Source organism: Nocardioides sp. (genome assembly GCF_030149505.1).
Taxonomy (GTDB): Bacteria; Actinomycetota; Actinomycetes; order Propionibacteriales; family Nocardioidaceae; genus Nocardioides.
This window is the reverse complement of sequence record NZ_JASBRN010000031.1, coordinates 1-24,699: the sequence shown is the minus strand read 5'-3', so window position 1 is coordinate 24,699 and position 24,699 is coordinate 1. Positions and strand designations below refer to the sequence as shown.

Sequence of the window (24,699 nt, the reverse complement as noted above, 5' to 3'; positions counted from 1 at the left end):
GGCCGACGGGGCTGCGGGGTGGAGCGGGTGGTGCTGGTGGTGCGGGGACCGCGGTCAGCTCGAGCGGCCGACCTTCAGCACCATGACGCCGTTCTTCCTGACCTTCTTCACCGTGATGGTCGTGCCGGTCTTGGGCACGTCCACCGAGCTCCAGCCCTGCTGGTAGCGGCCGGGGTGGGAGTCGGTGCCGTGCTCGTCACCGTCGAACCACCAGTCGAGGGTGTCGTCGAAGGTCCGGACCGGGGCGATGGCCGGGAGCTCGAAGGGCTCGCCGAGCCAGTCGATGACCTGCGCCGGGGTCCGCGTGGTGCCGAACGCGGCGTCGAAGGAGGACGTGCGCGGCCGGGCGAGGTCGCCGTCCGGGGTGTGCACGAACTCCGGGTTCGCGTCGACGGGGAGCACCAGTCCGCCACCAGGGTGGTCGCCGACGTTGTTGTCGGTGAACGAGGTGTCCCAGTAGGAGATGAGCGCGCCGGCTCCCTGGCGGTACAGGTCGACGTTGGTCGGCTCCTCCTCGGCGTCACCGAAGTGGTAGACGCTCTTGAGCAGCTTGTCGCGCCCGACGTACTGACGGTTGTCGACGATGTAGGCGTTGAGGTACTCGTCGACCTGGGTGCCGTCGGTGGTGGTGAAGCCGTCCAGGCTCCAGCCGTCAGGTCCGCCCTCCGCGGTACCGATCGACTCGCCGTCGAGGGTGATCTCGTCGACCTGGAAGCCGGGCAGCGCCAGCGCCACGTCGGTGAGGTAGCGGAACCGGACGGCGGTCGCCTCGGCGGGCACGGTGGCGGTCAGGTCGACCCAGCCGTCGCTGGTGCCGGAGATGCCGGTGCCGTCGGGGTTGGCGCCGCCCTGGTCCTCCTCGGCGTACGAGACGCTGGTGGGGATGCTCTCCCACGTCTCGCCGTCGGTGGTGACCTCGAGGAAGGCGTAGTCCCAGCCGTCCTCGATGGAGTAACGGACCTGGGCGGCCAGCTCGCCGCCACCCTCGACCTCGCGGGTCATCGTGGTGTCGAGGTCGTTGCCCGAACCGGAGAAGTAGTAGGACTCACCGCATGTGGCGCACGGGTCGCCGAGCTCGGTGGTGACCTCCTTGTCCGGCAGCAGGACCATGAGGGCGTTGTGCTCCTTGCCCTTCGTCGACTGGCCGGGGCGGATGAAGTGCTTGGAGCTGCGGCCGGCGCGGGCCACGTCGTAGTCGAGCCAGCCGAGCTGGAACTTCTCCCAGGCGCCGAAGGGCATGGGGCGGTCACCGATGCCGGCGTCCTTCTTGGCCGTGCCACGCGACTGCGACATCAGCGTCCAGAAGCCGGTGGAGTTCTCCGCACCGCCGGTGTTGCCGGAGGTGTCGTAGAGGTCGGGCAGGCCCAGGTCGTGGGCGAACTCGTGGGCGAAGACCGACAGGCCGCCGTTCTCGGGCTGGATGGTGTAGTCGCCGACCCACACGCCGGTGGGGTTGTCGGGGATCTCCAGCGCCGCACCGTCGGGGTCGGAGACCCCGCCGGAGCCGACGTCGACGCCACCGAACTGGCCACCACCCTGGGGGCCGGTGCCGACGGGCTCGACCTGCGCGTACCAGCGGTGGCTCCAGATGGCGTCCTCGCCGTAGACCGGGTCGCCGTCGGCCTGGTCGCCGCCGGCGTGCACGACCTGGAAGTGGTCGATGTAGCCGTCGGGCTCGTCGAAGTCGCCGTCCTCGTCGAAGTCGTAGCGGTCCTGGACGTCGAAGGTCTTGAGGTAGTCCTGGATCCGCTGCATCGACCAGCCGGAGTCGAGCCGGCCCTTGGTCCAGTACGCGAGAGCGTCGCGGACGAGGAACCAGGTGTTGTTGCAGGCGATGTCGCCGCAGACGTCACGGCCGTAGCGGGCCTGGTTGAAGGGCACCTTGACCCACTCGGTGACGTCGCCGTCGACGGAGTAGGTGCCGAGGGACTGCTCCTCGTAGAAGGTCCGCATCCGGTTGAAGTACATGTCCTCGAAGTAGGACTGGTCGTAGTCCTCCTCCCACAGCGTGGAGTTGTCCACGCTGCGGTCGGGCTCGGGGATCTCGTTGTGCAGCGGTCCCTCCGTGCGCTGCGCGTCGGACTCCCCCGCGGGGAAGGCCGAGTGGCTGGTCTGGCCGAACTCCGCCAGCACCACGAACACGCGGTCGGTGCCGGTCTCGGCGACGCGCGCGAACGCGCCCCGCCCGACCCGCTCGACGCTGCCGCTGCCACCCTGGCGCAGGCGCTGCTCGATGCCCTGCTGGCGCAGGTCGTCGTACTTCTCCTGCCACGGCATCCGCAGCACGTGGCTCTCGTGCTGGTCCTCGTGGCTGCTGTCCGCGCCGGTCGCCTGGGGTGCGGCACTCGACGTGGCCGCGGTCAGCGGCACCGTCAGGGCTGCGGCGACGAGCGAGGCGCTCGCGATCGTGGCGAGCCTCATCCTGCTCATGTTTCTCCCTCTCCCGAGACAGGCGTCCGCAACGTGCGGAGCCCGGATTCCTCGCGGACCAGGTCCTGGTCCGTGGGAACGAAGGAGAGCCGACCTCACGACCCCCGGGTGGGGGAAGAGCCACACCGCATCGTTACTGCTTCGTGATCCGTCGCCGCGGAGGGGTCACGACCACGGATCCGTTGGGGCCGGCCTGTCGGCGCCCGGCCCCCGCTACGGCCGGTCAGGCGCGCCGGGAGACCTGGAGGGTGCGGTCACCCAGCCGCAGCACGTCGCCGTCGAGCAGGGTCGTGGGACGCCCCGGGGAGAGGTGCCGCGGGACGCCCCGACGCACGACGACCGAACCGTTGGTGGAGCCGCGGTCCATCGCCACGAGGGTGCCGTCGTCGGCGAGCTGGAGCTGGGCGTGGGTCTTGGAAACCGACATGTCGCCCGACTGCAGCGGCACCAGGCGGGAGACGCTCTCGCCGGCGCGCGCCTGGGGGCCGCGGCCCAGCAGGGTCAGCCCGTCGACCGGCAGCTCCTCGCCCGTGTCGAGGCGGACCGTCCAGCCGCTGGCTCCGCTGGCTCCGCTGGGACCGCTCGCGGCCGGAGCGGGGACGGCGGCGTCGGGCCGGACGTGCTGGGCGGGGGTGGCACGGGTGGGCGGGGCCGGGGTGACCGGGCGCGGGGCCTCTGCCGACGTGGGTACGCCGGCGCGTCGGCGACCCGGGCGGCGGACCGCTGCGGGGGCCTCGGGTGCCGGGGTCGCCGCGGACGCCGCGGCGCCGGCGGGGGGCGCGGGCGCGGCAGCGGGGGGCGCGGGCGTGCCGGGCGCCGGGTGCACGCCTGGCGCCGGGACCGCTGGGCCGGACCGGGCGGGGCGGCCGCGCACCGGCGCGGGCTCGGGGGGTGCGAGCCGCATCGCGGTGAGGTTGACGATCTGCTGCGGCAGCTCGGGCGCGACCTCCGCCACCGGGGCGGGGCTGGGGTCGACGACGAGGGAGTCGGCGAGCTGGTCGTGCCAGCCGCGGCGCTGCCCCTCGGGGTCGGCCACCGCGGTCCAGGCGAGCGTGGCCCAGCCGATCCCGAAGGTGGGGGCGCCGGCGAGCAGCAGCACGGTCTGCCGCTTCAGGGCCGGCCCGAAGCCCACCGGCGCCAGGTCGTCGACCCGCACCAGCCGCAACCCGGTGAGGGCGAGGCCGGGACTGGTGCCACGGGTGCCGAGCAGGCCGGCGAGGGCGAGGAGCAGGACGAGCACCGCCGCGAGGACCGCACCCACGACGACGCCGGCTCCCTGGCCGGTCGCCGCGAGGACCCCTCCGAGGGCGAGCGGCACCCCGAGGTCGACGAGGCGGTCGACGGCGAAGGCGTGCAGGCGGGGCTCGAGCCCGCCCGGCGAGGCGTCGGGTGCGGCCAGCGCGGACCGGGCGGCCGGGGTGGTCCGGCCGGCCTGAGGGGTCCGGGCGGCGACGGCGCTCACGGGCGGGCCACCGTGATGCTCAGCCCGTCACCCAGGTCGATGACGGCGCCGGGGAGCAGCTGCACCGGGATGCCGGGCTTGAGGGACTCCGCAGGCAGCCCGGGCTGCACCAGGACGGTGCCGTTGGTGGAGCCGAGGTCGGTGACGACCGCGCTGCCGTGGTCGGCGCCGGTGCCGGGCCGGACCTCGAGGTGGGTCGAGGAGATCTCCTGCTGCGGGCTGGGCACCGTGACCAGCCGGGGCTGCTCGGTCGCGGAGAAGCGCCGCGCCTCCGGGGCGCGGCCGAGGATCACGACGCGGTCGACCTCGATGCTGTCGCCGCTGGAGAGCTGCAGCACCGCCACGGGTCGGGACGTGACGCTGGGGCCCTCCGGCTGCCCGGGGATGCCGTGCGGTCGGCGCTGGAACTCCGAGACGTCCCACGACCCGTCCTGGGTGCGGCCGTCGTGGTCGTCGGCCCCCGGGCTCCAGGGCGCAGGAGCCGGCGGGGCAGGAGGGGTCCACGGCTCGGGCACCGGCGGGACGGCCGGGGCGGCGGGCGTCCCGGCGAAGGGGGCGGTCTCGAGTGCGTCCTCGTCGCGGTCCCCCGCCTCGTCCACGGCGTCGTCCACCTGGTCGTCGACAGTGGAGACGGCCTGGTCGATCGTGTCCGGTTCCGGGTCCGGGTCGAGCACCGGCTCGGGCGCCGGGGCGGAGCCGGCCGCCACGGCCACGGCCGGAGCCGGGGAGGGCGAGGAGAGCAGGGAGGACGGCTCGGAGGCGGGGTCGGTGGACCCGGGCAGCCGGCCGGCGGCGTACGACGGCGGGGAGGCAGGGGCTGGCCCGGACCCGGGCGGGGCCTCGGCCGGCCACAGCACCCGGGAGGCGCGCACGAGGGCGTCACCGGCCAGGAGCGGCTCGCCACCGGAACCGGGTCCGAGCTCGAGGCTGACCCCCTCGACCCGGTCGACGCCGACCTCGGCCCAGGTGGTGAGCCCGCGGCCGTCGGCGACGGTCTCCTCGCCACCGGCCACGAGCAGGCAGACGGCCTGGCCGCGGACCAGCACCCGGGTCCGCTCGGCGTCGGTGCTGACCAGGGCCAGCCCGGCGAGGTCGCGCAGCCCGGAGGCGAGCACGAGGTCGAGCAGCTCGTCGGCACCGGCGCCGGCGTCGACGGCGGCCCAGGCGGCCGCGGCGAGGTCACGCTGGTCCGGGGGCAGGGCGAGGACGAGGGAGGGGCCGAGGACGGCGTACCACTCCCCCGGGAGGTAGGTGCGCGGCGTGGGGACGGCGTCGGTCACGGGAGGACTCCCAGCTTCTGCTGCAGGCTCAGGCGTTGGCGTTCGGCGTCGTAGGAGGCCTCGACGCTCCCGACCACGTCGACCACGACGACCGTGGCGTTGTCGCGACCGCCGGCCTCCAGCGCGGCGGCCACCAGGGCGTCGGCGGCGTCGCGCGGATCGGGGACGGAGTCCAGGATGCCCCGCATCTCCTCGTCGTCGATCATCCCCGAGATGCCGTCGCTGCAGAGCACCAGCCGCTCCACCGAGGCGAGCGGCAGCAGGAAGTAGTCGGCCTCCGAGCGCTCGGTGCCGCCCAGGGCGCGGGTGATGACGTGCCGCTCGGGGTGCACCGCGGCGGCGTCGGCGGTGATGACGCCGGTCTCCACGAGCTCCTGCACGACGGAGTGGTCGACGCTGACCTGGTGCAGGCGGCCGCCGTGCAAGCGGTAGGCGCGCGAGTCGCCCATGTTGGCCAGCAGCCAGGCGGGCTGGCCCTCGTGCTCGGCGATGAGGGCGACGACCGCGGTGGTGCCGGCGTGGAAGGGCCCGACGCCGGCGGCGCGCTGCTGCTCGGCGTATGCCTCGATCCGGTCGCGGCAGGCCTCGAGCGTGCGGGCGACGACCTCGGTGGCGCGGGCGGGGTCGTAGCCGCGCTCGGCCATCGCGGCGAACTCCTCGACCACGATGGCGCTGGCGACGTCGCCGCCCTCGTGCCCACCCATGCCGTCGGCGACGACGAAGACGGGAGGCGCGGCGAGCACGGCGTCCTCGTTGACCTCGCGGACCAGCCCGACGTCGGTGGCGGCGCCGTGGTGCAGCTCGACCTGCCTCACCCGCGCGCTCCCTGAGCCTCGATCCACCGACTCGGGGGGCCCGGTAGCGTGGAGCGGATGGCAGGCGAGGGATACCGGTCGCTGGCCGACCAGCTGCGCGCCTGGTCGGACCAGCAGCTGTCGCGTCTCCTGCTCGCGCGTCCGGACCTCGCCACGCCTGCCCCTCAAGACTCGGGGCAGCTGGCCTCTCGGTCCGCCACCCGTGCTTCGCTCACCAGAGCCCTCGACCAGCTGTCGCGGGTCGAGCTCTGCGTCCTAGATGCCCTGGTCGTCGCCGGCCAAACCACGCCCGCGGAGCTCGTGTCGATGGTCCACGCGCAGCCCTCCTCGGTGGACCGGGCGCTGGCCCGGCTGCTCGAGACGGCGCTGGCGTGGGAGTCGACCGGTGGCCTGCGCGCGCTGACCGGCGTCGCCGAGCTGCTGGTCGGTGGCCCCACCGCCGGCGCGAGCGGCCTCAAGCCCCGCTCGGCGGAGCCGCTGACCGTCTCGGAGGTCGAGTCGCGGCTGGCCGAGATCTCGCCCGAGGCCAGGGTGCTGCTCGAGCACGTGCTGGGCCACGGCGGCGAGGCCACCACCGACTCCTCGCGGCACACCGTCTCCCCCACGGACGCCCGCACCCCCGCCGAGGAGCTGCTCTCCCGACGGCTGCTCGTGCCCCGCGGCGGCGGGACCGTCGTGCTGCCCGGGGAGGTCGGACTGGTGCTGCGCGGCGGACGCACGACCCTCGAGCCGGTCGACGAGCTGCCCGAGGTGCCCACCTCGGCCCGCGACCGGTCGCTGGTCGACAAGGTCGCGGCCGGCGCGGCCTTCGAGGTCGTACGCCGGGTGGAGCTCCTGCTCGACCACTGGGGCACGGTCCCGCCCTCGATCCTGCGCAGCGGCGGCCTGGCGGTGCGCGACCTGAGGTCGGCCGCGACCCTGCTGCAGGTCGACGAGCGCACCACGGCCCTGGTCGTGGAGGTCGCCCACGCCGCCGGCCTGCTCGCCGTCGGCACCGGACCCGACGGCGACCCCGCCTGGCTGCCGACCGACGAGCTCGACCGCTGGGTGACGCGGGACGCCGCCGAGCGCTGGGAGGTCCTGGCCCGCGCGTGGCTGGACTCCCCCCGGCTGCCCGCCCTGGTCGGCCAGAAGGACCCCGCCGGCAAGACCTGGAACGCCTTGGTGCCCGAGCTCACCGGGGTGCACCAGGTCGAGACCCGGCGGCTGACGCTGGACGTCGTCGGCGCGCTGCCCGCCGGGGAGGTGCTGGCCACCGGCACGGGCGTGCCGGGTGTCGTCGCCCGCGTCGCCTGGCTGCGCCCGCGCCGCCCCCGCACCCGCTCCGACCAGGTGCTGTGGGCCCTGGAGGAGGCCTCCGTGCTCGGCGTCACCGGGCTCGGTGGGCTCGCCTCCTTCGCCAGGCCTCTCCTGGTCGGCGAGGACGCCGCACCGCTCCTGGCGCCCCTGCTGCCCGCGCCGGTCGACCACGTGCTCGTGCAGGCCGACCTCACCGCGGTCGCGCCCGGCCCGCTGGAGTCCACGCTCGCGCGGCGGCTGCAGGTGCTGGCCGACGTGGAGTCCCGCGGAGGGGCGACGGTCTACCGCTTCACCCCCGGCTCGGTGCGCCGCGCGCTCGACCTCGGCTGGACCGCCGTCGAGGTGCACGACTTCCTGGGGTCGGTGTCGCGGACGCCGGTGCCGCAGCCGCTGACCTACCTCGTCGACGACACCGCGCGGACCTTCGGCTCGGTGCGGGTCGGGCACGCCGAGGCGTTCCTGCGCGCCGACGACGAGTCGGCGCTGACCGAGATCCTCCACCACCCGCAGGCCCGCACCCTGGGGCTGCGGCGGCTCGCCCCGACGGTCCTGATCTCCGACACCCCGATCGACGTGCTGCTCCCCCGGCTGCGCGAGCTCGGTGCCGCCCCGGTCGTCGAGGCACCCGACGGCACGGTCCGGGTCGCGCGCCCGGACCAGCTGCGGGCCCGCGTGCCCCGCGAACGGCGACCGGCAGGGGCCCGGGTCGCCCGGGAGACCGCCGGCGTCGCGGCGGTCGTCACCGCCGTACGCGCCGGGGACGCGGCGGCTGCCTCCCGCCCCGCAGATGCCCCGTCGCTCACCCCATCGGGCTCGTTGGCAGCGCTGCGCGAGGCCGTCGAGCGTGGGGCGTCGGTGGTGATCGGGTACGTCGACAACCACGGCTCCCGCTCCGACCGGGTCGTCGACCCCCTCTCCGTCGAGGGCGGGCGGCTCACCGCCCGCGACCACCGCGCCGACGACACCCGGGTGTTCGCGGTGCACCGGATCACCTCCGTCCGAAGCCTCGGCTGAGCGCAGCGAAGCCGAGACGCGGAGGAGGTCGAGCAAGCCCCGCGGCCGAGGTCCGCAGCGTCGGCTGAGCCTGCGAAGCCGACACGCGGAGGAGGTCGAGCAAGCCCGCGGCTGAGGGACGAAGCCGCGACAGGCGTGTCGAGACCGCGTGAGCTGGTCACCGACCGCGACCGCACCCAGCCCCTCCGTAAACTCATCCGGTGACCGACGGCCCCCTCATCGTCCAGTCGGACAAGACCCTCCTGCTCGAGATCGACCACGACCGCGCGGCCGAGTGCCGCAAGGCGATCGCGCCGTTCGCCGAGCTGGAGCGCTCGCCCGAGCACGTCCACACCTACCGCCTCACGCCGCTGGGGCTGTGGAACGCGCGCGCCGCCGGCCACGACGCGGAGCAGGTGGTGGACACGCTGCTGGAGTTCAGCAGGTACGCCGTGCCGCACTCGCTGCTGGTCGACGTCGCCGAGACGATGGCGCGCTACGGCCGGCTCCGGTTGGAGAAGCACCCCACCCACGGGCTGACGCTGGTCAGCAACGACCGGCCGGTGCTCGAGGAGGTGCTGCGCGCCAAGAAGATCGCCGGGATGCTCGGCAACCGGATCAACGACGACACCGTCGCGGTGCACCCCTCCGAACGCGGCAACCTCAAGCAGGCGCTGCTCAAGCTGGGCTGGCCGGCCGAGGACTTCGCCGGGTACGTCGACGGCGAGGCCCACCCGATCGACCTGGTGCAGGACGAGTGGCAGCTGCGCGACTACCAGCGCGACGCCGCCGAGTCCTTCTGGCACGGCGGGTCCGGGGTGGTGGTGCTGCCCTGCGGCGCGGGCAAGACGCTGGTGGGCGCGGCCGCGATGGCGCACGCCCGGGCCACGACGCTGATCCTCGTCACCAACACCGTCTCGGCGCGGCAGTGGAAGGACGAGCTCGTCCGGCGCACGTCGCTCACCGAGGACGAGATCGGGGAGTACTCCGGCGCGGTCAAGGAGATCCGGCCGGTCACCATCGCGACGTACCAGGTGCTGACGATGAAGCGGAAGGGCGTCTACCCGCACCTGGAGCTGCTCGACGCCCGCGACTGGGGCCTGATCGTCTACGACGAGGTGCACCTGCTGCCGGCGCCGATCTTCCGGATGACCGCCGACCTGCAGGCGCGCCGCCGGATCGGGCTGACCGCGACGCTGGTGCGCGAGGACGGCCGCGAGGGCGACGTGTTCTCCCTCATCGGTCCGAAGAGGTACGACGCGCCCTGGAAGGACATCGAGTCGCAGGGCTGGATCGCCCCGGCCGACTGCGTCGAGGTGCGGGTGACCCTGCCCGAGGGCGAGCGGCTGGTCTACGCGACCGCGGAGCCCGAGGAGAGGTACCGCCTCGCCGCCTGCACCCACCGGAAGATCGACGTGGTGAAGTCGCTGATGGCCCGGCACGCCGGGCAGCCGACCCTGGTGATCGGGCAGTACATCGAGCAGCTCGACGAGCTCGCCGAGGCCCTCGGCGCCCCCGTCATCAAGGGCGAGACCAGCGTCAAGGAGCGCCAGCGCCTCTTCGACGCCTTCCGCACCGGGGAGGAGCGCACACTGGTGGTCTCCAAGGTCGCCAACTTCTCCATCGACCTGCCCGACGCCGAGGTCGCCATCCAGGTCTCCGGCTCGTTCGGCTCCCGGCAGGAGGAGGCCCAGCGGCTGGGCCGGCTGCTGCGGCCCGGCTCCGCCACCGGCGGTGACGCCAAGGTCGCCCGCTTCTACACCATCGTGTCCCGCGACACCGTCGACGCCGACTTCGCCCAGAACCGGCAACGCTTCCTGGCCGAGCAGGGCTACGCCTACCGGATCGTGGACGCGGAGGATGTCTCGACCCTGTAGGCCGTCGCGAGCGTCGTCCGGCGCGTGCGTCGACAAGGCGGAGGAGCGAAGGCGGGACGGAGTCCCGACGAGTCGACGACAACGCGGCCGCCGCGCGTGCCGGGCGGCGCGCAGCAGGCCCTACGGGGTCGAGGCGTCCTCCAGGGAGATCTCGGCGCTGGACGGCTGAGGGTCCCCAGCCTCCAGCCCGTGTGCTGGTCGTGTGCCTGTGGAGGAGCGTCGACGACGGTCGGCGGTCCGGGGCAGGCTCGATCCATGGCTCGCAGTGGAGGGGTGGGGCACCATGGGGAGCATGACGATGCTGCGGGCGACGGAGGGGCGGTTGACGCGCGCCGACCGCGACGCAGTCCCCGAGAACGGACTGCGGCATGAGCTCCTGGACGGGGCGATCGTTATGACCCCCTCGCCGGGCGTGTCGCACCAGCGGGTCAGCACACGACTCTTCCTCACGTTGCACGCGATCGTGCAGGAGCCGCTGGAGCTCTTCATCGCCCCCTTCGACGTGGCGCTGCCGACCGGCGACGTCCTGGTCCCCGACCTCTGCATCGGGCGGCAGTCCGACCTGACCGACAAGGACCTCACGGGTGTGCCGGTCCTGGTCGTGGAGATCCTCTCGCCGAGCACCCGCCGCCGCGACCTCGGCGACAAGCTGACCGCCTACCGCGACGCGGGTGTCCCACACTACTGGGTCGTCGACCCACTGGCCCCGCGACTGGTCGCGCACGAGCTCGTCGACGGTGAGTACGCCGTCGTCGGGGACGTGACCGGCGACGAGTCGTGGAGCGCGACCGCACCCATCGAGGTCACGATCGTCCCGGCCGACCTGGTGGGCTGAGCCGCCGGCTGTCCGCCGTACGTCGCCGGTTCGGCCGGTCCCGGACGCGCGCCTACCCTGGGACGGGTGAAGGCGCTGCTGCTCGAGAACATCCATCCGCTGGCCGTCGAGGTCCTCACCGACCGCGGCTTCGAGGTCGAGCTGCTCCAGGGCTCCCTCTCCGAGGCCGAGCTGGTCGAGCGGTTGCCGGGCGTGAACCTGCTGGGCATCCGGTCCAACACCACGGTCACCACGAAGGTCCTCGACCACGCCCCGGACCTGCTCGCGGTCGGGTGCTTCTGCATCGGCACCAACCAGGTCGACCTCGCCGGTGCGGCCGAGCGCGGGATCGCGGTCTTCAACGCGCCGTACTCCAACACCCGCAGCGTCGTGGAGCTGGTCATCGGCGAGATCATCATGCTCGCGCGCCGGCTGGCCGAGAAGACCGAGAAGATGCACGCCGGGGTCTGGGACAAGTCCGCCAAGGGATCCCACGAGATCCGCGGTCGGACCCTCGGCATCGTCGGCTACGGCAACATCGGCACCCAGCTCTCCAACCTGGCGGAGTCCATGGGCCTGCGGGTCATCTTCTTCGACACCGCCGACCGGCTCGCGCACGGCAACGCCCAGCGGATGAAGACCCTCGACGAGCTGCTCGAGCGCGCCGACGTGGTGTCGCTGCACGTCGACGGCCGCCCCGGCAACGCCGGGCTCTTCGGCGCCGAGCAGTTCGCGAAGATGAAGCCGCGCTCGCTGTTCATCAACGCCGCCCGCGGCATGGTCGTGGACACCGAGTCGCTGCGCGAACACATCCTGTCGGGCCACATCGCCGGCGCCGCTCTCGACGTCTTCCCGGTCGAGCCCAAGGCCCAGGGCGACGCCTTCGAGTCCCCGCTGCGCGGCCTCGACAACGTCATCCTCACCCCGCACGTCGGCGGCTCGACCCAGGAGGCGCAGGAGGAGATCGGGCACTTCGTCGCCAACAAGCTGGCCGGCTTCGTGCTCGAGGGACGCACCGAGCTGTCGGTCAACCTGCCTGCGGTCATGGCGCCCCAGCTGCACACCGGCACCCGGGTCGGCTTCCTGCACCACAACGTCCCCGGGGTGCTCGCCGAGGTCAACGCGCTGGTCGCGGCCTCGGGCGTCAACGTCACCGGGCAGTACCTCGCCACCACCGGCGAGCAGGGCTACGTCGTCACCGACGTCGACGGCCCGCTCCCCACCGAGGTGCTGGCGACCCTGGGCGAGTCCGAGCACTGCCTGTGGGTGCGGGGGTTCGAGGCCTGAGCGCGGGGTACTCCGAATCATTTCTGATCCTCGGCGCGCGCTGGGTATCAGAAATGATTCGGACTACCCCTCTTGGCGCCCCTTCCTAGGCTCGGGGGCGTGAAGCTGCTCGACTCCACCCGCGACCGGCTGGGTGCTGCGGTGTTCGCCCGGGTCGCCGGGCCCGACGGTCCCCGGCAGCGCGAACGAATCCACGGCCGCCCCGGCCCGCGCTGGTTCGAGCCCGGCAGCGCGATCGTGCGCGTCCACGGCGACGCCAGCATGTTCGTCGGCGGCATCCGGGCCCTGCTGCTGCAGACCATGCACCCGGCTGCGATGCGGGCGGTCTCCGAGCACAGCGGGTTCCGCGGCGACATGCTCGGCCGCCTCGCCCGCACCAGCACCTTCCTGGCGGTCACGACCTTCGGCCACGCCGAGGACGCCGAGGCCGCGTGCGAGGCGGTGCGCCGGATCCACGCCAAGGTCACCGGGATGATGCCCGACGGCACGCCGTACGCCGCCTCCGACCCGCACCTGCTGCGCTGGGTCCACGTGGCCGAGGCGCAGTCCTTCCTGCTGGCCCACCAGGTCTACGGCGCGCGGCCGCTGGACCAGGCCGGCCGCGACGAGTACGTCGCGCAGATCGCCGAGGTCGGCCGCCGCCTGGGCGTGCTCGACCCGCCCACGACCGAGGCCGAGCTCGAGGAGGCCCTGGCGTCCTACCGCCCCGAGCTGCGCGCCACGCCCGAGGCGCGCGAGGCCGTGCGGTACGTCGTGCTGCGCCCGCCCATCCCGCTGGTCGCCCGGCCGGCGTACTTCGTGCTCGTGGCCGCGGCCGTGGGGCTGATGCCCGCGTGGACCCGTGTCCCGCTGCGCCTGCCGCTCATGCCGGTCGCCGAGCGCACGGTCGTGAAGGTGCTCGGGGGCGCGGCCACCGGGACCATCCGGTGGGCGATGAGTGCCGCCCCGGCGGTGGAGCAGAAACCGGTGGAGGCCGGCGTCACCTCGGCCTAAGGTGCGGGGTCCGCCCTGGACCCGTCGCACCCCGGAGGTCGCGTTGACCGAGCTCGACCGCGAGCGGGGGCACCTCGCGGAGTCGCGGCGGCAGCTGGCCCGGATGCGCGAGCGGACTGCCTCGATGGACGGCAGCGCGGCCGCGGACTGGGTCAGCCGGGAGTTCCTGGAGTCCACGTTCGCGCTGCGGATGAAGCAGCTGGCCGACGACCCCACGGTGCCGCTCTTCTTCGGCCGGCTCGACTACGAGGGCGCCGGGCACGGGGGCGAGTCCTTCCACATCGGGCGCCGGCACGTGACCGGCCCCGACGGCGACGCGCTGGTCGTGGACTGGCGTGCCCCGGTGAGCACGCCGTTCTACCGCGCCAGCAGCACCGAACCGATGGGCGTGGGGCTGCGGCGGCGCTACGGCTTCCAGCGCGGAGAGCTGACCGGGTTCGAGGACGAGCCGCTCACGCACGGGCGGGGCGCCGAGCACAGCGCGATCCTCGAGGCCGAGATCGAGCGGCCGCGCGTCGGCCCGATGCGCGACATCGTCGCCACGATCCAGCCCGAGCAGGACGTGATCGTCCGCGCCGACCTGTCGCGGTCGATCTGCGTCCAGGGCGCCCCGGGCACCGGCAAGACCGCGGTGGGCCTGCACCGCGCGGCGTACCTGCTCTACGCCCACCGCGAGCAGCTGGGCCGCCAAGGGGTGCTGGTGGTCGGGCCCAACGCGAGCTTCCTGCGCTACATCCGCGACGTGCTGCCTGCCCTCGGCGAGGTCGAGGCGACCCAGGCGACCATCGAGGAGCTGGTGACGAAGCCGCTGCCGCCCGGCAAGGGGGTGCGCGCGGTCGAGCCCGACGCCGTGGCCACGCTCAAGGGCGACGCACGGATGGCCGAGGTGCTGCGTCGCGCCGTGTGGTCCGGCATCGGTACTCCGACCGAGGCGCTCGTCGTGCCCCGCGGCGCGCGGCGGTGGCGGGTGCCGGTCCACGAGGTGGAGGAGGTGCTCGCCGGCCTGCGCACGCGCGGTGTGAGGTACGCCGCGGCCGGCGCGATGCTGGGCCAGGCCCTCGCCCACCGGGTGCTGCTGCGGATGGAGGAGGGGGGCGAGTCCCCCGACGACCGGGTGCAGGACGCCGTCGCCCGCAGCGCCCCGGTCAAGGCGTACGTCAAGGCGCTGTGGCCGGCGGTCGACCCGGCCCGGCTGCTGCACCGGCTGCTCTCGGACGCCGACGCGCTCGCCGCGGCGGCCGACGGTGTGCTGGACGAGGGCGAGCAGCGCGCACTGCTGTGGCCCAGCCCGCCGCGCAGCGCCGGCACCGCGCGCTGGACGCTGGCCGACGCCGTGCTGCTCGACGAGCTGCGCGACCTGGTCGAGCGCACCGGCTCGGTCGGCCACCTGGTCGCCGACGAGGCCCAGGACCTCTCCCCGATGATGCTGCGCGCGCTCGCCCGCCGCTCCAGCACCGGATCGGTCACCGTGCTCGGCGACCTCGCCCAGGCCACGACCCCGTGGGGTGCGCGGTCCTGGGAGGAGGCGCTGGCCCACCTCGGCAAGGCCGACGCGCACGTCGAGCAGCTCACGCGTGGCTACCGCGTCCCCGGCCAGGTGATCGAGTACGCCGCCGGGCTGCTCCCCCACGTCGCCCCCGGCCTCGCGCCGCCGACCTCGGTGCGGCGGGCGCGCGGCGAACTGCTGGTGGACCGCGTGGGTGACCCGGTCGCCGAGCTGCCCGGTCGTCTCGCGCGGCTGCTGGAGCGCCAGGGGTCGGTCGGTGTCGTCGTACCCGACGCGCTGGTCGAGGAGGTCTCGCGCGCGCTGGCGGGCCGCGACCACCGCGTACTGGGCCGCAGCGACGCCAGTGACGACTTCAGTGTCGAGGCGCGGGTCGAGGTGGTCGCCGCGGGCCTGGCCAAGGGCCTGGAGTTCGACCACGTGCTCCTGCTCGAGCCCGCTGCGGTCGTGGCCGCCGAGCACGACCGGCTCACCGGGCTGCGCCGCCTCTACGTCTGCCTCACCCGCGCCGTGACCAGCCTGCTGGTGCTGCACGCCGAGGACCTGCCGACCGAGCTGGGCCCGCCGCCTGCGGCCACCCCCGCGACCGCTCCGTCGACCGCTCCTGGAGAGCCCCTGGAGAACTGAGACGACCTTGAGGCGATCTTGAGCCGCACTGAAGGTCGTGTCCCTACGGTGGTTCCCACGAGGTCGTCACCCGGACGACCGCCGACCCACCCGGAGCACGTCATGGGGACCGCCACCGTCACCGGCCCGGCCACCGGCCCGGCAACCGGCCCGGCCGCGCGCAGCACCGCCGCCCGCAGCACCGCGGCAGCGACCGTGCTCGCGCTCGTCCTGGCCGTGCTGGCCGCGCTCGGCGCGGTCACCGTCGCCGCGCCGGCCGCCGACGCGGCGTCCAAGGGCGAGGTGACCGGCGAGATCCGTCCCGGCGGCTTCCCGGTGAAGATGCGCTGGTTCGATGCCGACTGGCGCTTCCTGGGCTCGCGCAAGGTCACCAACGGGATCTACTCGATCTCGCTGCCCCCGGGCACCTACTACCTCCAGTTCACCGACGAGCGACCGGCCTACAACGTCGACAAGTTCGCGCCGACCGACCTCAAGGTCCGGGTCCGCTCCGGCGACTTCGTGCAGCGCAACGTGCGGATGCAGCCCGGTGCCGCGATCACCGGCACCGTCCGGGCCGGAGGGAAGCCCGCCGGCGGCGCCCGGGTCGTGGCGGCCAACAGCAACGAGCAGTCCTTCGAGACCAAGGCCAACGGCAAGGGCCAGTTCGCGATCGGCGGACTCCCCATCGGCAGTTACTCGGTCTTCACCTACGAGCGCACCAAGACCTGGGTCGGGCGCAGCACCTTCGTCCGGGGCCTGCGCCCCGGCGACCGCGCCAACACGGCCATCGCGCTCAACCAGCGCGCCGGCAAGCTCCAGGTCCGGCTGCGTGCCGGCGGGGAGACGATGCGCGAGACCGCGTTCGTGACCGCCGTCAGCAAGGCCACGGGCCAGTTCTGGACGGTGAAGGCTCGCCGCGGCAAGGCCGTCTTCGCCGGGCTCTACCCGGGGAAGTACCGCATGGTCGCCCCCGGGGTCGGCAGCTGGCTCCCGCAGGAGGGCGCCATCGACGGCGCCAAGGTCCCGGGGAACGGCGGGGCCGACCTGGTCAGCGTCTTCACCTGGACCAAGGCCGCCGCGTCGGTGCAGGGGTACGTCGTCAACGCCGAGCACCCCGAGCTCGACCTCGAGGGAGCGCGGGTGCGGCTCTTCGCCGCGGACGGTCGCCTGCTCGCGACGACCCGCTCGGACTCCACGGGTCAGTTCTTCATCGGCGGGCAGCTGTTGACCCAGACCGACGTCACGGCTGTCGTCGACCCCGACCCGACCAACGGCTCGGCGTACCTCGGCGAGAAGCCCTACCGCTGCAAGTTCGGCGCCACCGAGGTGACGGGCGTCGCGCTCAAGGTCGGCACCACCACCCAGCTCGGCGAGGTGGCGCTGCCCTACCTCCCGGTCGAGCAGCAGGACGGCTTCCCGCAGAACGACCCGAACTGCGAAGCCGCCGAGCCCGCCGCCTGACACCTGACCCACCCCCGCCGACCGGCCTGGCCCGGACGGGCCACCGACGTCACCGATCGGTGCCGCACTGTCACCCACCCGTGGCGCGGCGGTGCCCGATCGGTGGGTGGGACGTGCCCCGCGCAGGACTACGTTCGCGACGAGACCAGGCACCACGACGACGACCACCACCGACCGACCCCACCAGCCACGCACCACACACCACGAGGAGGCACCCATGAAGCGCAGGGCAGACCGCGGCACCGTCCGACTGCGGCTCCTCGCCGCCTCGACCTGCGTGGCCCGGGTGGCGTGGTACGCCGAGGGCCGGCTCGTCGGGCACCGGCGGGTCTGGCACGAGGAGACCGACCTCTTCCTGCCCGCCGGGCGCTGGGTGCTCGAGGTCACCGACGAGCGCTCGGTCGCCGACCCGACCCGCCTGGCCGCCACCCGTGTCGAGGTCGTGGTGCGCGCCGGCTGGCGCACGACCACGGAGGTCGTCCTCGACCGCGGCGCCGTGCTCCGCGGGCAGGTCGCGCACGCCGAGGAGCAGCGCGCCCGCTTCGCGATGGTCACCGCGACCGCGGCCGACGGTCGGGTCTTCACCGTGCGCGCCGACGGCCTGGGCGCCTTCACCCTCTCCGGCCTGCCGAGCACCACCTACCTCGTCCGGGCCACCAAGGGCGCCTGGCAGTCCGCGCCCGTGCTGGTCGAGCCGCAGGTCGGGGCGCCCACCGAGGTCGCGCTCGCCCTGGTCGAGCCCGCGACGCCCGTCTCGCGCTCCGGCGCCGCCGAGCTGGTGGTGGGCGCCGCCTTCACCGGGACCGTCGTCGACCCGAGCACCGGCGCGCCGGCGTACGCCGCCCTCGTGGAGCTGCGCGACGCCCGCGGCACCCTGCTGGCGCGCAGCCGCACCGACCACGGCGGGCGGTTCGTCGTCGGCGGCGACCTGCCTGCCTCGAGCGGGCTGAGCCTGGTCGTGAAGTCCGGACCCGACCGCGCGGTCGTGGACCGGCGGGTGCTGCGCGGCCTCGCGTGCGCCGAGGCCGCGCTGGTCGACCTCGGCACGGTCGTGCTGCCGCACGGCGCGCGCCCGCCCCGGCCCGCGCGGCACGACCTGCCGCGCGGCGGCGCGGTGGCGATGGCGCTGCCGGCCACCCGGGTCTGAGCCGGGGCTCGGAGGCGGGGCCGGGGCTCGGACGGGGGCCGGGTCAGCGGCGGGTCAGGAGACCGACATGTCCGTGGCGGGGTCCCAGAAGGCCCGCATCGCGGTGATCTTGCCGTCCTCGTCGAAGACCATGTGGTCGATCGGGGAGACGGTGTAGCTCTTGTCGCCGACCTTGGTGATGAGCTCGAAGGAGAAGACGGCCTCGCCCGCGGCGATCTTGACCTGGTGCAGCGTGGTGCTGGCCTCCAGGCCCTCGAGCCCGCCGTAGAACTCCAGGATCGCCTCGCGGCCCCGACGCACCTCGGTGCCGACCGGGTCCTCGACGGTGGCGTCGTCGGCGTAGAGGTCGGCGACCTCGGTGGCCTTGCCGTCGGCGACGAGGCGGACGTAGGCCTCCACGACCTCGCGGATGGTGTCGGTGCTCGCAGCCATGGTGACTCCCTGCTCGGACGCCCCGGGCCGGGGCGAGAACGTGTTCTACGTGCGCGCACACTAGCGCGCGATCGGTCGGGCGGGTTGGATGGGCCGATGCCCGACCCGGACAGATCCGTGCCCCGCGACGACGCCTCCGGCCACCCCTCCGGCCACCCCTCCGACGATCCCGACGCCCTCGTCCCGCCGGGGTCCGCCCTGGTCGAGCAGCTGCGGTCGCGGTGGCCGCTCGTCGGAGCGGAGGACCTGCGCGAGGAGCTGCTCGCCGCCTGGGACCGGCCCGGCTACCACGACCTGCGGCACCTGGCGGAGGTGCTGGCCCGGGTCGAGGAGCTGTCCGCGACCGGTGTCGGCCTCGAGCGCGAGCAGGTGGCGCTGGCGGTGTGGTTCCACGACGCGGTCTACGACGGGGAGCGCGACGCCGAGGAGCGTTCGGCCGCCTGGGCGGAGCGGTCGCTGCCGTCGTACGTCGGGGAGGCGGTCGCGGCCGAGGTGGCCCGGCTCGTGCGGATGACCGAGACCCACGACCCCGCACCCGAGGACGCCGAGGGCTGCGTGCTCTCGGATGCCGACCTGGCCGTGCTCGCCGCCGGGCAGGACCGTTACGCGGCGTACGTCGCCGGCGTGCGCGAGGAGTACGCCCACCTCGACGAGGAGACCTTCCGCCGCGGCCGCGCCCAGGTGCTGGCCTCGCTCGCAGAGCGGCCCACGCTCTTCCGCACCGACCATGCCCGGGACCGGTGGGAGGCTGCCGCCCGGGCGAATCTCGCCGCAGAGCTGGCGGCGCTGGGGGGCGTCGGGTCCGCGGCGGGGTAGTCCGAACTCTTTTTCACCCTCAGCTCGAGGTGAGGGTGAAGAAGAGTTCGGATTACCCCGGCTCGCCCACCGGACCGGTGCCCTTCCGCACCCGCAGCCCGGCGTCGCGGAGCCGGGCGACCAGGTCGCGGCTGGGCACGGGGACGGCGCCGGCGGCGACCGCGGCGTCGTACCACTCGGCGGGCACGTCGTAGTGGTCGCGCTCGAAGGCCCGCGGCGGCAGTCCGATCGAGGCAGCGAAGACGTGCAGCTCCTCGAGCGAGGTGTCGCTCACCAGGTGCGACCAGAACCGGCCGTGGCCGGGCACCTGGGGCGGGTCGATGAGGATCGCCACGAGCGCGAGCCTATGCGGCTGTGCTACTCATGGGTGAGTGGACGTCGCACTGCTCTTCGAGGCCCGGGCCCGGGTGCTCGCGGACCTCGAGGCCCGACGCCGGGCCACCCCCGACGCGGTCTCGGCACTGGAGGAGGCCGTCTCGGCGCGCACCTGGTGGGCCGAGCAGTGGCCCGAGGGGGCGCAGTACGTCGCCGGCCTGGTCGCCCAGGACGTGCAGGACGCGCTCGTGGACACGGTCGGGCGCTGGCCCGTGTGCGACTGGTGCGACGAGCAGGCAGAGCACATGGTGCACATCAGCCCCGACCTCGGCGGACCGGACCCGGTGTGGGTCTGCGAGGAGAGCGGGAAGCCGGTCGCGCCGCTCGGGAGCCTGCCGAGGATGTGACGGGGACGCGCAGCGGACCCGTCGATCGGTGGTCGAGCGAGCCGCGCGGCTGAGCCTGCGAAGCCGCGACCGGCGTGTCGAGACCCAGTCGATGTGTGGAGTCGCGAGCTCGGTGAGACGGGGACGCGCCAGCGGACCCGTCGAGCCGAGCGGCCCGTCAGCCGTCGGTGCCGAGCTGCACCCAGAGCGTGTAGCGGTCGGCGCGGTAGACCGAGCGCGACACCTCGACCACCTTCTCCCCCGAGATCGCCCGGCGCGAGTGCCGCAGCACCGCGCTCATCGGCTCGATCTCCAGCAGGGTCGCCTCCTCGGCGGTGGCCTTGTCTGCGTTGATGGAGTCCTCGGCCCACGTGGGTCGCAGCCCGCGTGCCTCGAGGGAGTCGTAGAGGCTGGTGGGCATCCCCTGCTGCAGGAAGCCGGGCAGCAGCACCTCGTTGAGGTAGGCGTCCTCGATGCACATCGGCACCCCGTCGGCACGGCGCAGCCGGCGCCAGTGGATGACGGCGTCGCCCTCGGTGAGCGCGAGCGCGCGGGCGACGCCCGGACCGGCCTGCTCCCGGCGCGCGAGCAGGGTCTGGCTCTCGGCCAGCATCCCGCGGCGCGTCATGTCCTCGGTGTAACCGGTGATCCGGCTGGCCATCCGCCGAGGTCGCGCCACGAAGGTGCCGCGTCCGGGGATCCGCTCCAGCAGGCCCTCGACGACCAGGGCGTCCATCGCCTGGCGCACCGTCATCCGGGCGACGCCGAAGTGCTGGACCAGCTCGCGCTCCGAGGGCGCGGGCGATCCGGGTGCCGAGCCGTTGACCAGGCTGCGGACGTACTCGCGCACCTGGACGTGCTTGAGCGCCCGCCCGTCGGGTACTAGTACCTCTTCCACGCCGAGCAGACTAGACAGGTCCGCGCGGACTCCGGGGGCGAACGGTGAAATCCGGCCCGGACGTGCCAGCCCGGCCTGGCACCCTCGGGCCAGCAGGTGCCCGACGAGACGCAGGCACCGCTCGACACGCCGCCCGAGGCGTCGAACACGTGTTCGACGGGCGGCGTACTCTTGTCGCGTGGACTTCCAGAGCACCCTCTTCGCCGAGCAGGCCACCGGCGGCCTGGCGCTGGCCGCCTCCCTCGCCGACCTCGAGCGGCACCCGCTCGCGCACGGCGCCTGGGTCGACGTACGCCGCTCGTGGCTGCCCGACGCCGACGAGGTGATGGCCGCCCTCGTCGCACAGGTGCCGTGGCGGGCGGAGAAGCGACAGATGTACGACCGGTTGGTCGACGTGCCCCGGCTCGTGCACACCTACATGATCGGCGAGGAGCTCCCGCACCCCGCGCTGACCGAGGCCCGCGAGGCGCTGAGCGCGCACTACGCCGAGGAGCTCGGGGAGCCGTTCCGCACCGCGGGCTGCTGCTACTACCGCGACGGCCGCGACAGCGTCGCCTGGCACGGCGACACCATCGGCCGCGGCTCCACGACGGACACCATGGTGGCCATCGTCTCGGTCGGCGACCCGCGCCGGCTCCTGCTGCGCCCTCGCGGTGGCGGGGACAGCCTGGCCTTCGAGATGGGCCACGGCGACCTGCTCGTCATGGGCGGCAGCTGCCAGCGCACCTGGGAGCACGCCGTGCCGAAGGTCGCCCACGCCGGGCCGCGGCTCTCGGTGCAGTTCCGGCCGTTCAACGTCTTCTGACCCGACCACCCCGGTCCCCGGTGTACTTCAGGATGTAGAGACCGCGGTCGCGGTCGCTGGCGAGCAGGTAGGTCTTGCCCTGCATCGTGTGCACCTCGATGAGGCCGCGTCGCCCTCGGTGGCCACGCCGAGCAGGCGCAGGCCGGTCGAGCGCTGGACGAAAACGAACGGGATGTCGCCCTCGGCGAGCATGCTGGTGAAGCCTTCGCAGGTTGTCCGGCGACTCCTGGTCTGCGCGATGGGGGGGGTGCGCGACAACCACGTGCGACCGCGGCGGTGGGCGCAGGGCCGAGATCCGTGGTCGAAACGCTCGCCCCACGGAAGGTAAAGGAGTACAAAGGGCCTCTCAGGGCCGCGTGCCCAGGGAGGGGGACGCCGTGCACCAGGCACGAGCACCGGGTCGACGAGCGCGCGACGGGCGGCTGTGGGTCATCGCCCTGTGGGTCATCGCCGTGACCCTGCTGCTGGTCACTATCAAGGCGGCGCTCGACTGAGCCCAGGTCGCGGTGCGGGAGACCCGCTCGCCCAGCAGGGGGCTCAGAAGCTGACGGTCGGCGGCGCCTCGTGGGCGGCCGGGGCGTCGTAGAACTCCCGCTTGCCCACCGACGCGATCCCGGTGAAGAACATCCACGGGATCGTGGAGACCAGCGTGTTGAGCGTGCCCACCGCGTCGTTGTAGTAGGTCCGGCTGAAGGCCACCTGGTCCTCGGTCTGGGCCAGCTGGCGCTGGAGCTCCAGGAAGGTCTGGTCGGCCTTGAGGTCGGGGTAGGCCTCGGCCACCACGTTGAGCCGGCCCAGCGCCTGCTCCAGCAGGTTGTCGGCCGCGGCGCGCGCGGCGACGTCGTCGGAGCCGGCGGCGGCAACGAGCCCGGCTCGGGCACGCGTCACCTCCTCGAGCACCTCGCGCTCGTGCGCGGCGTACCCCTTCACGGTCTCCACGAGGTTCGGCACCAGGTCGGCGCGGCGCGTGAGCTGGACGTCGATCCCGCCCAGCGCCTCCTGCGCGGCGACGTCGGCGGTGCGCAGCCGGTTGAAGCCGACGACCACCAGGGCGGCCAGGGCCAGGACGAGCACGAGGACGACCAGCAGCACGATCACGTCGACATCCTGCCCCGGCCGACGGACGCTGTCACGACCCCCCGACCGGCGCGCCCGCGCGGGTCGCGGCACGGCTCACCAGGAGCCGCCGCCCCCACCGCCACCGCCGCCTCCTCCCCCGCCACCGCCGGACGAGGAGGACTGGGTGGCGTCGTACGCCGAGATGGCCGAGCCGATGCTGGCGTCGAGGTCGTGGGCGATCCGGTCGGTCCAGGCCGAGCCCGCGCTCCCGGCGTACCACCCCGCCCAGGACGGCGCAGGCGGGTCCTCGCCCACCTCGACGCGGTACTTCTGCGACCACTCCTCCGCGCAGTCGAAGGCCACCGCCCACGGGACGTAGGCGGTGTAGAGGTCGCGACGGCCGGAGAAGTCGAAGCGCTGCTTGCTCGACGAGGTCGACAGGACCCGCTCGAAGCCGCCGACGGCCGACCACAGCGCCCGGCCCGACGACGTACGCCGGGTGCCGGAGCCCGGCAGCAGCAGCGGGAGCGCGGCGGCGGCGAAGCCGCCCGGCACGAGCCCGAGCACGGCCGGCCCGGGGGCGAGCCACGCCGCGGCCACCGCCCCCGCTCCGGCGGCGATCACCAGGATGCCGCCCAGTCCGCCGAGCCCTGCGGCGACGACGTGACCGGAGTCCCGGCCCCAGTCGCGGACGGCGTCCTCGAAGGCGTCGAGGTGCGACGTGAGCGTGCGACCGGCGGAGACGTCCTTCTTGCGGAAGGTGAACGACCCGCCTCGGGGGACGACCGAGATCGCCTGCTGCGTGACCGGGTCCAGGGTGGCCTCGGCGTCGGCGCCGTCCCGGGAGACGGTCCAGCCGTCCTCGTGCGGCACCAGCCGCACGGCCCCGCGCTCGGCGGCGTGCAGCAGCGAGGCCACGAACCGCTGGCGACCGACCTGCTCGTGGGCCACGAAGTAGGCCTGCGCCGGCCCGAGCCCCTCGGGCGGGGCGTAGACCAGCGGCAGCCCGGGACGCAGCTCGCGGGCCCGCTGCGCAAGCACCGCCCCCACCGCGAGCGCGGCCAGCGCGGCCAGCGCGACGAGGACGAGCAGCCAGGGCCGGGTGCCCAGGACGGGGTCCCAGCGCGGCGCCCAGGGCAGCGCCTCCTGCAGCTCCGGTGCCGCCGTGTCGAGGTCGGTGGTGAGCGTGACGGGCGTGCGGGGGGCCAGCGGGCCGGTGACCACCGAGAGGGTGTCGCCGCCCTCCCCTCCGGTGGCGGTGCACCCTCCGGTCACGCCCTGCCCCTGGTCGCAGGAGACCGAGCCGACCGTCCCGGCAGGGAGGTCGACCCGGATCCGGGCACGTCGGATCGCCTGCGCCCAGCCGCCGGGGACGACGTCCCACGACAGCCGCGCGCGGCCCTCGGGGCCCTCGGCCAGGACGTCGACCAGCTCGTAGCTGAGGCGGTAGGTGTGGGCGCCCGGGGTGAGGAAGACGTCCTCGTCGCCGATCCGCCAGACCAGGTAGCGACCGGCCCCCGAGGACTCGGTGACCCACGGCTCCTCGGCGCCGTCGCGGGTCACCTCGACGTCGCGCGGGCGGATCCGACCGCCGTCGACCGGCGAGTCGGCGCGGTCGAAGAAGCGGAAGATGCCGCGACGGTCCGAGGTGCTGACCTGCAGCACGATGGTCTCGCGCACCGAGGCGGTGCCGTCGGCACGCACGGTCATCGCGACGTCGTAGGAGCTGATCGAGGTCGGCTCGTAGCCGTCGTCGCCGTCCTCGGCGCCGTAGACCAGCGCCGGGGCCGCGACGACGCCCGCGAGCAGCAGCAGCCCGAGCAGGGACGCGACGATGCGGGTCACGTCCGCAGACTAGGGCGCGGCGAGGGTGCGCGTCAGCGCTCCTGCCGCTCGGGCCCGCGACGGGCCGGCGGACAAGGTGGCGGGGCCGCGGTGCGCGGTCCCGCCACCCCCCGGTCCTCCGGGCCGCCGGGCAGCGGGGGGGGCGCCGCCGTAGCACCCCCACGAGCAGCAC

20 protein-coding genes are annotated in these 24,699 nt (G+C 74.2%); 11 read left to right on the top strand and 9 right to left on the bottom strand.

Annotated elements, in window-relative coordinates:
- Nucleotides 1-54 precede the first annotated feature (54 nt).
- The 4 genes from Q1V71_RS05900 to Q1V71_RS05885 all read right to left on the bottom strand — a co-directional run bounded on the left by Q1V71_RS05900 (nt 55) and on the right by Q1V71_RS05885 (nt 5,987).
- Nucleotides 55-2,430 carry an immune inhibitor A domain-containing protein gene (locus tag Q1V71_RS05900; RefSeq protein WP_300641651.1) on the bottom strand — a complete coding sequence of 792 codons (2,376 nt, stop codon included), beginning with the start codon at nt 2,428-2,430 and terminating at the stop codon, nt 55-57.
- A gap of 223 nt (nt 2,431-2,653) precedes the next feature.
- The gene (locus Q1V71_RS05895; protein ID WP_300641649.1) at nt 2,654-3,892 is read right to left on the bottom strand and encodes an RDD family protein; all 1,239 of its coding nucleotides are present in this window, start codon (nt 3,890-3,892) and stop codon (nt 2,654-2,656) included.
- The gene (locus Q1V71_RS05890; protein ID WP_300641647.1) at nt 3,889-5,172 is read right to left on the bottom strand and encodes an FHA domain-containing protein; all 1,284 of its coding nucleotides are present in this window, start codon (nt 5,170-5,172) and stop codon (nt 3,889-3,891) included. The genes Q1V71_RS05895 and Q1V71_RS05890 overlap by 4 nt, the downstream gene beginning before the upstream one ends.
- Complete coding sequence (locus tag Q1V71_RS05885) at nt 5,169-5,987, bottom strand: protein phosphatase 2C domain-containing protein (protein WP_300641645.1); 819 nt, start codon at nt 5,985-5,987, stop codon at nt 5,169-5,171. The genes Q1V71_RS05890 and Q1V71_RS05885 overlap by 4 nt, the downstream gene beginning before the upstream one ends.
- Nucleotides 5,988-6,044: 57 nt before the next feature.
- On the opposite strand from Q1V71_RS05885, the gene Q1V71_RS05880 reads away from it, so the two are divergent.
- From Q1V71_RS05880 to Q1V71_RS05845, 8 genes are all read left to right on the top strand, one after another.
- Nucleotides 6,045-8,300 carry a helicase C-terminal domain-containing protein gene (locus tag Q1V71_RS05880; RefSeq protein WP_300641643.1) on the top strand — a complete coding sequence of 752 codons (2,256 nt, stop codon included), beginning with the start codon at nt 6,045-6,047 and terminating at the stop codon, nt 8,298-8,300.
- 200 nt (nt 8,301-8,500) lie between these two features.
- Nucleotides 8,501-10,156: a DNA repair helicase XPB gene (locus Q1V71_RS05875; protein WP_300641641.1), complete on the top strand. Its 1,656-nt coding sequence runs from the start codon at nt 8,501-8,503 to the stop codon at nt 10,154-10,156.
- A 292-nt stretch (nt 10,157-10,448) separates the two neighbouring features.
- Nucleotides 10,449-10,991: a Uma2 family endonuclease gene (locus Q1V71_RS05870; RefSeq protein WP_300641639.1), complete on the top strand. Its 543-nt coding sequence runs from the start codon at nt 10,449-10,451 to the stop codon at nt 10,989-10,991.
- A gap of 66 nt (nt 10,992-11,057) precedes the next feature.
- On the top strand, nt 11,058-12,257 hold the full coding sequence (gene serA, locus Q1V71_RS05865) for a phosphoglycerate dehydrogenase (protein WP_300641637.1): 1,200 nt from the start codon (nt 11,058-11,060) through the stop codon (nt 12,255-12,257).
- A gap of 99 nt (nt 12,258-12,356) precedes the next feature.
- Complete coding sequence (locus Q1V71_RS05860) at nt 12,357-13,250, top strand: oxygenase MpaB family protein (protein WP_300641635.1); 894 nt, start codon at nt 12,357-12,359, stop codon at nt 13,248-13,250.
- Between the two features lie 43 nt (nt 13,251-13,293).
- A complete protein-coding gene (locus tag Q1V71_RS05855; RefSeq protein WP_367280127.1) occupies nt 13,294-15,381 on the top strand; it encodes an AAA family ATPase in 2,088 nt (695 codons plus the stop codon).
- Nucleotides 15,382-15,483: 102 nt separating this feature from the next.
- Nucleotides 15,484-16,824, top strand: a complete 1,341-nt coding sequence (locus Q1V71_RS05850; protein WP_300641633.1) for a carboxypeptidase-like regulatory domain-containing protein — start codon at nt 15,484-15,486, stop codon at nt 16,822-16,824.
- Nucleotides 16,825-17,041: 217 nt separating this feature from the next.
- Complete coding sequence (locus Q1V71_RS05845) at nt 17,042-17,971, top strand: hypothetical protein (RefSeq protein WP_300641631.1); 930 nt, start codon at nt 17,042-17,044, stop codon at nt 17,969-17,971.
- A 54-nt stretch (nt 17,972-18,025) separates the two neighbouring features.
- On the opposite strand, the gene Q1V71_RS05840 is transcribed toward Q1V71_RS05845, so the two are convergent.
- On the bottom strand, nt 18,026-18,403 hold the full coding sequence (locus tag Q1V71_RS05840; RefSeq protein ID WP_300641629.1) for a nuclear transport factor 2 family protein: 378 nt from the start codon (nt 18,401-18,403) through the stop codon (nt 18,026-18,028).
- 96 nt (nt 18,404-18,499) lie between these two features.
- Here Q1V71_RS05840 and Q1V71_RS05835 point away from each other — a divergent pair, with 96 nt between their 5' ends.
- On the top strand, nt 18,500-19,219 hold the full coding sequence (locus Q1V71_RS05835) for a hypothetical protein (RefSeq protein WP_300641628.1): 720 nt from the start codon (nt 18,500-18,502) through the stop codon (nt 19,217-19,219).
- Between the two features lie 52 nt (nt 19,220-19,271).
- On the opposite strand, the gene Q1V71_RS05830 is transcribed toward Q1V71_RS05835, so the two are convergent.
- On the bottom strand, nt 19,272-19,553 hold the full coding sequence (locus Q1V71_RS05830; protein WP_300641626.1) for a DUF4031 domain-containing protein: 282 nt from the start codon (nt 19,551-19,553) through the stop codon (nt 19,272-19,274).
- 37 nt (nt 19,554-19,590) lie between these two features.
- On the opposite strand from Q1V71_RS05830, the gene Q1V71_RS05825 reads away from it, so the two are divergent.
- A complete protein-coding gene (locus Q1V71_RS05825; protein ID WP_300641624.1) occupies nt 19,591-19,941 on the top strand; it encodes a hypothetical protein in 351 nt (116 codons plus the stop codon).
- Nucleotides 19,942-20,098: 157 nt separating this feature from the next.
- On the opposite strand, the gene Q1V71_RS05820 is transcribed toward Q1V71_RS05825, so the two are convergent.
- Nucleotides 20,099-20,818: a GntR family transcriptional regulator gene (locus Q1V71_RS05820; protein ID WP_300641623.1), complete on the bottom strand. Its 720-nt coding sequence runs from the start codon at nt 20,816-20,818 to the stop codon at nt 20,099-20,101.
- Between the two features lie 223 nt (nt 20,819-21,041).
- Between Q1V71_RS05820 and Q1V71_RS05815 the strand changes: the two genes are divergently transcribed.
- Nucleotides 21,042-21,623 (top strand): alpha-ketoglutarate-dependent dioxygenase AlkB, encoded by a 582-nt coding sequence (locus Q1V71_RS05815; RefSeq protein WP_300641678.1) that lies wholly within the window; start codon nt 21,042-21,044, stop codon nt 21,621-21,623.
- Between the two features lie 537 nt (nt 21,624-22,160).
- Here the strand turns inward: Q1V71_RS05815 and Q1V71_RS05810 are convergent.
- Both Q1V71_RS05810 and Q1V71_RS05805 read right to left on the bottom strand, forming a co-directional pair.
- Entirely contained in the window at nt 22,161-22,721 is a 561-nt protein-coding gene (locus Q1V71_RS05810; protein ID WP_300641621.1) for a LemA family protein, read from the bottom strand.
- 75 nt (nt 22,722-22,796) lie between these two features.
- On the bottom strand, nt 22,797-24,527 hold the full coding sequence (locus Q1V71_RS05805) for a DUF2207 domain-containing protein (protein ID WP_300641620.1): 1,731 nt from the start codon (nt 24,525-24,527) through the stop codon (nt 22,797-22,799).
- Nucleotides 24,528-24,699: the final 172 nt, after the last annotated feature.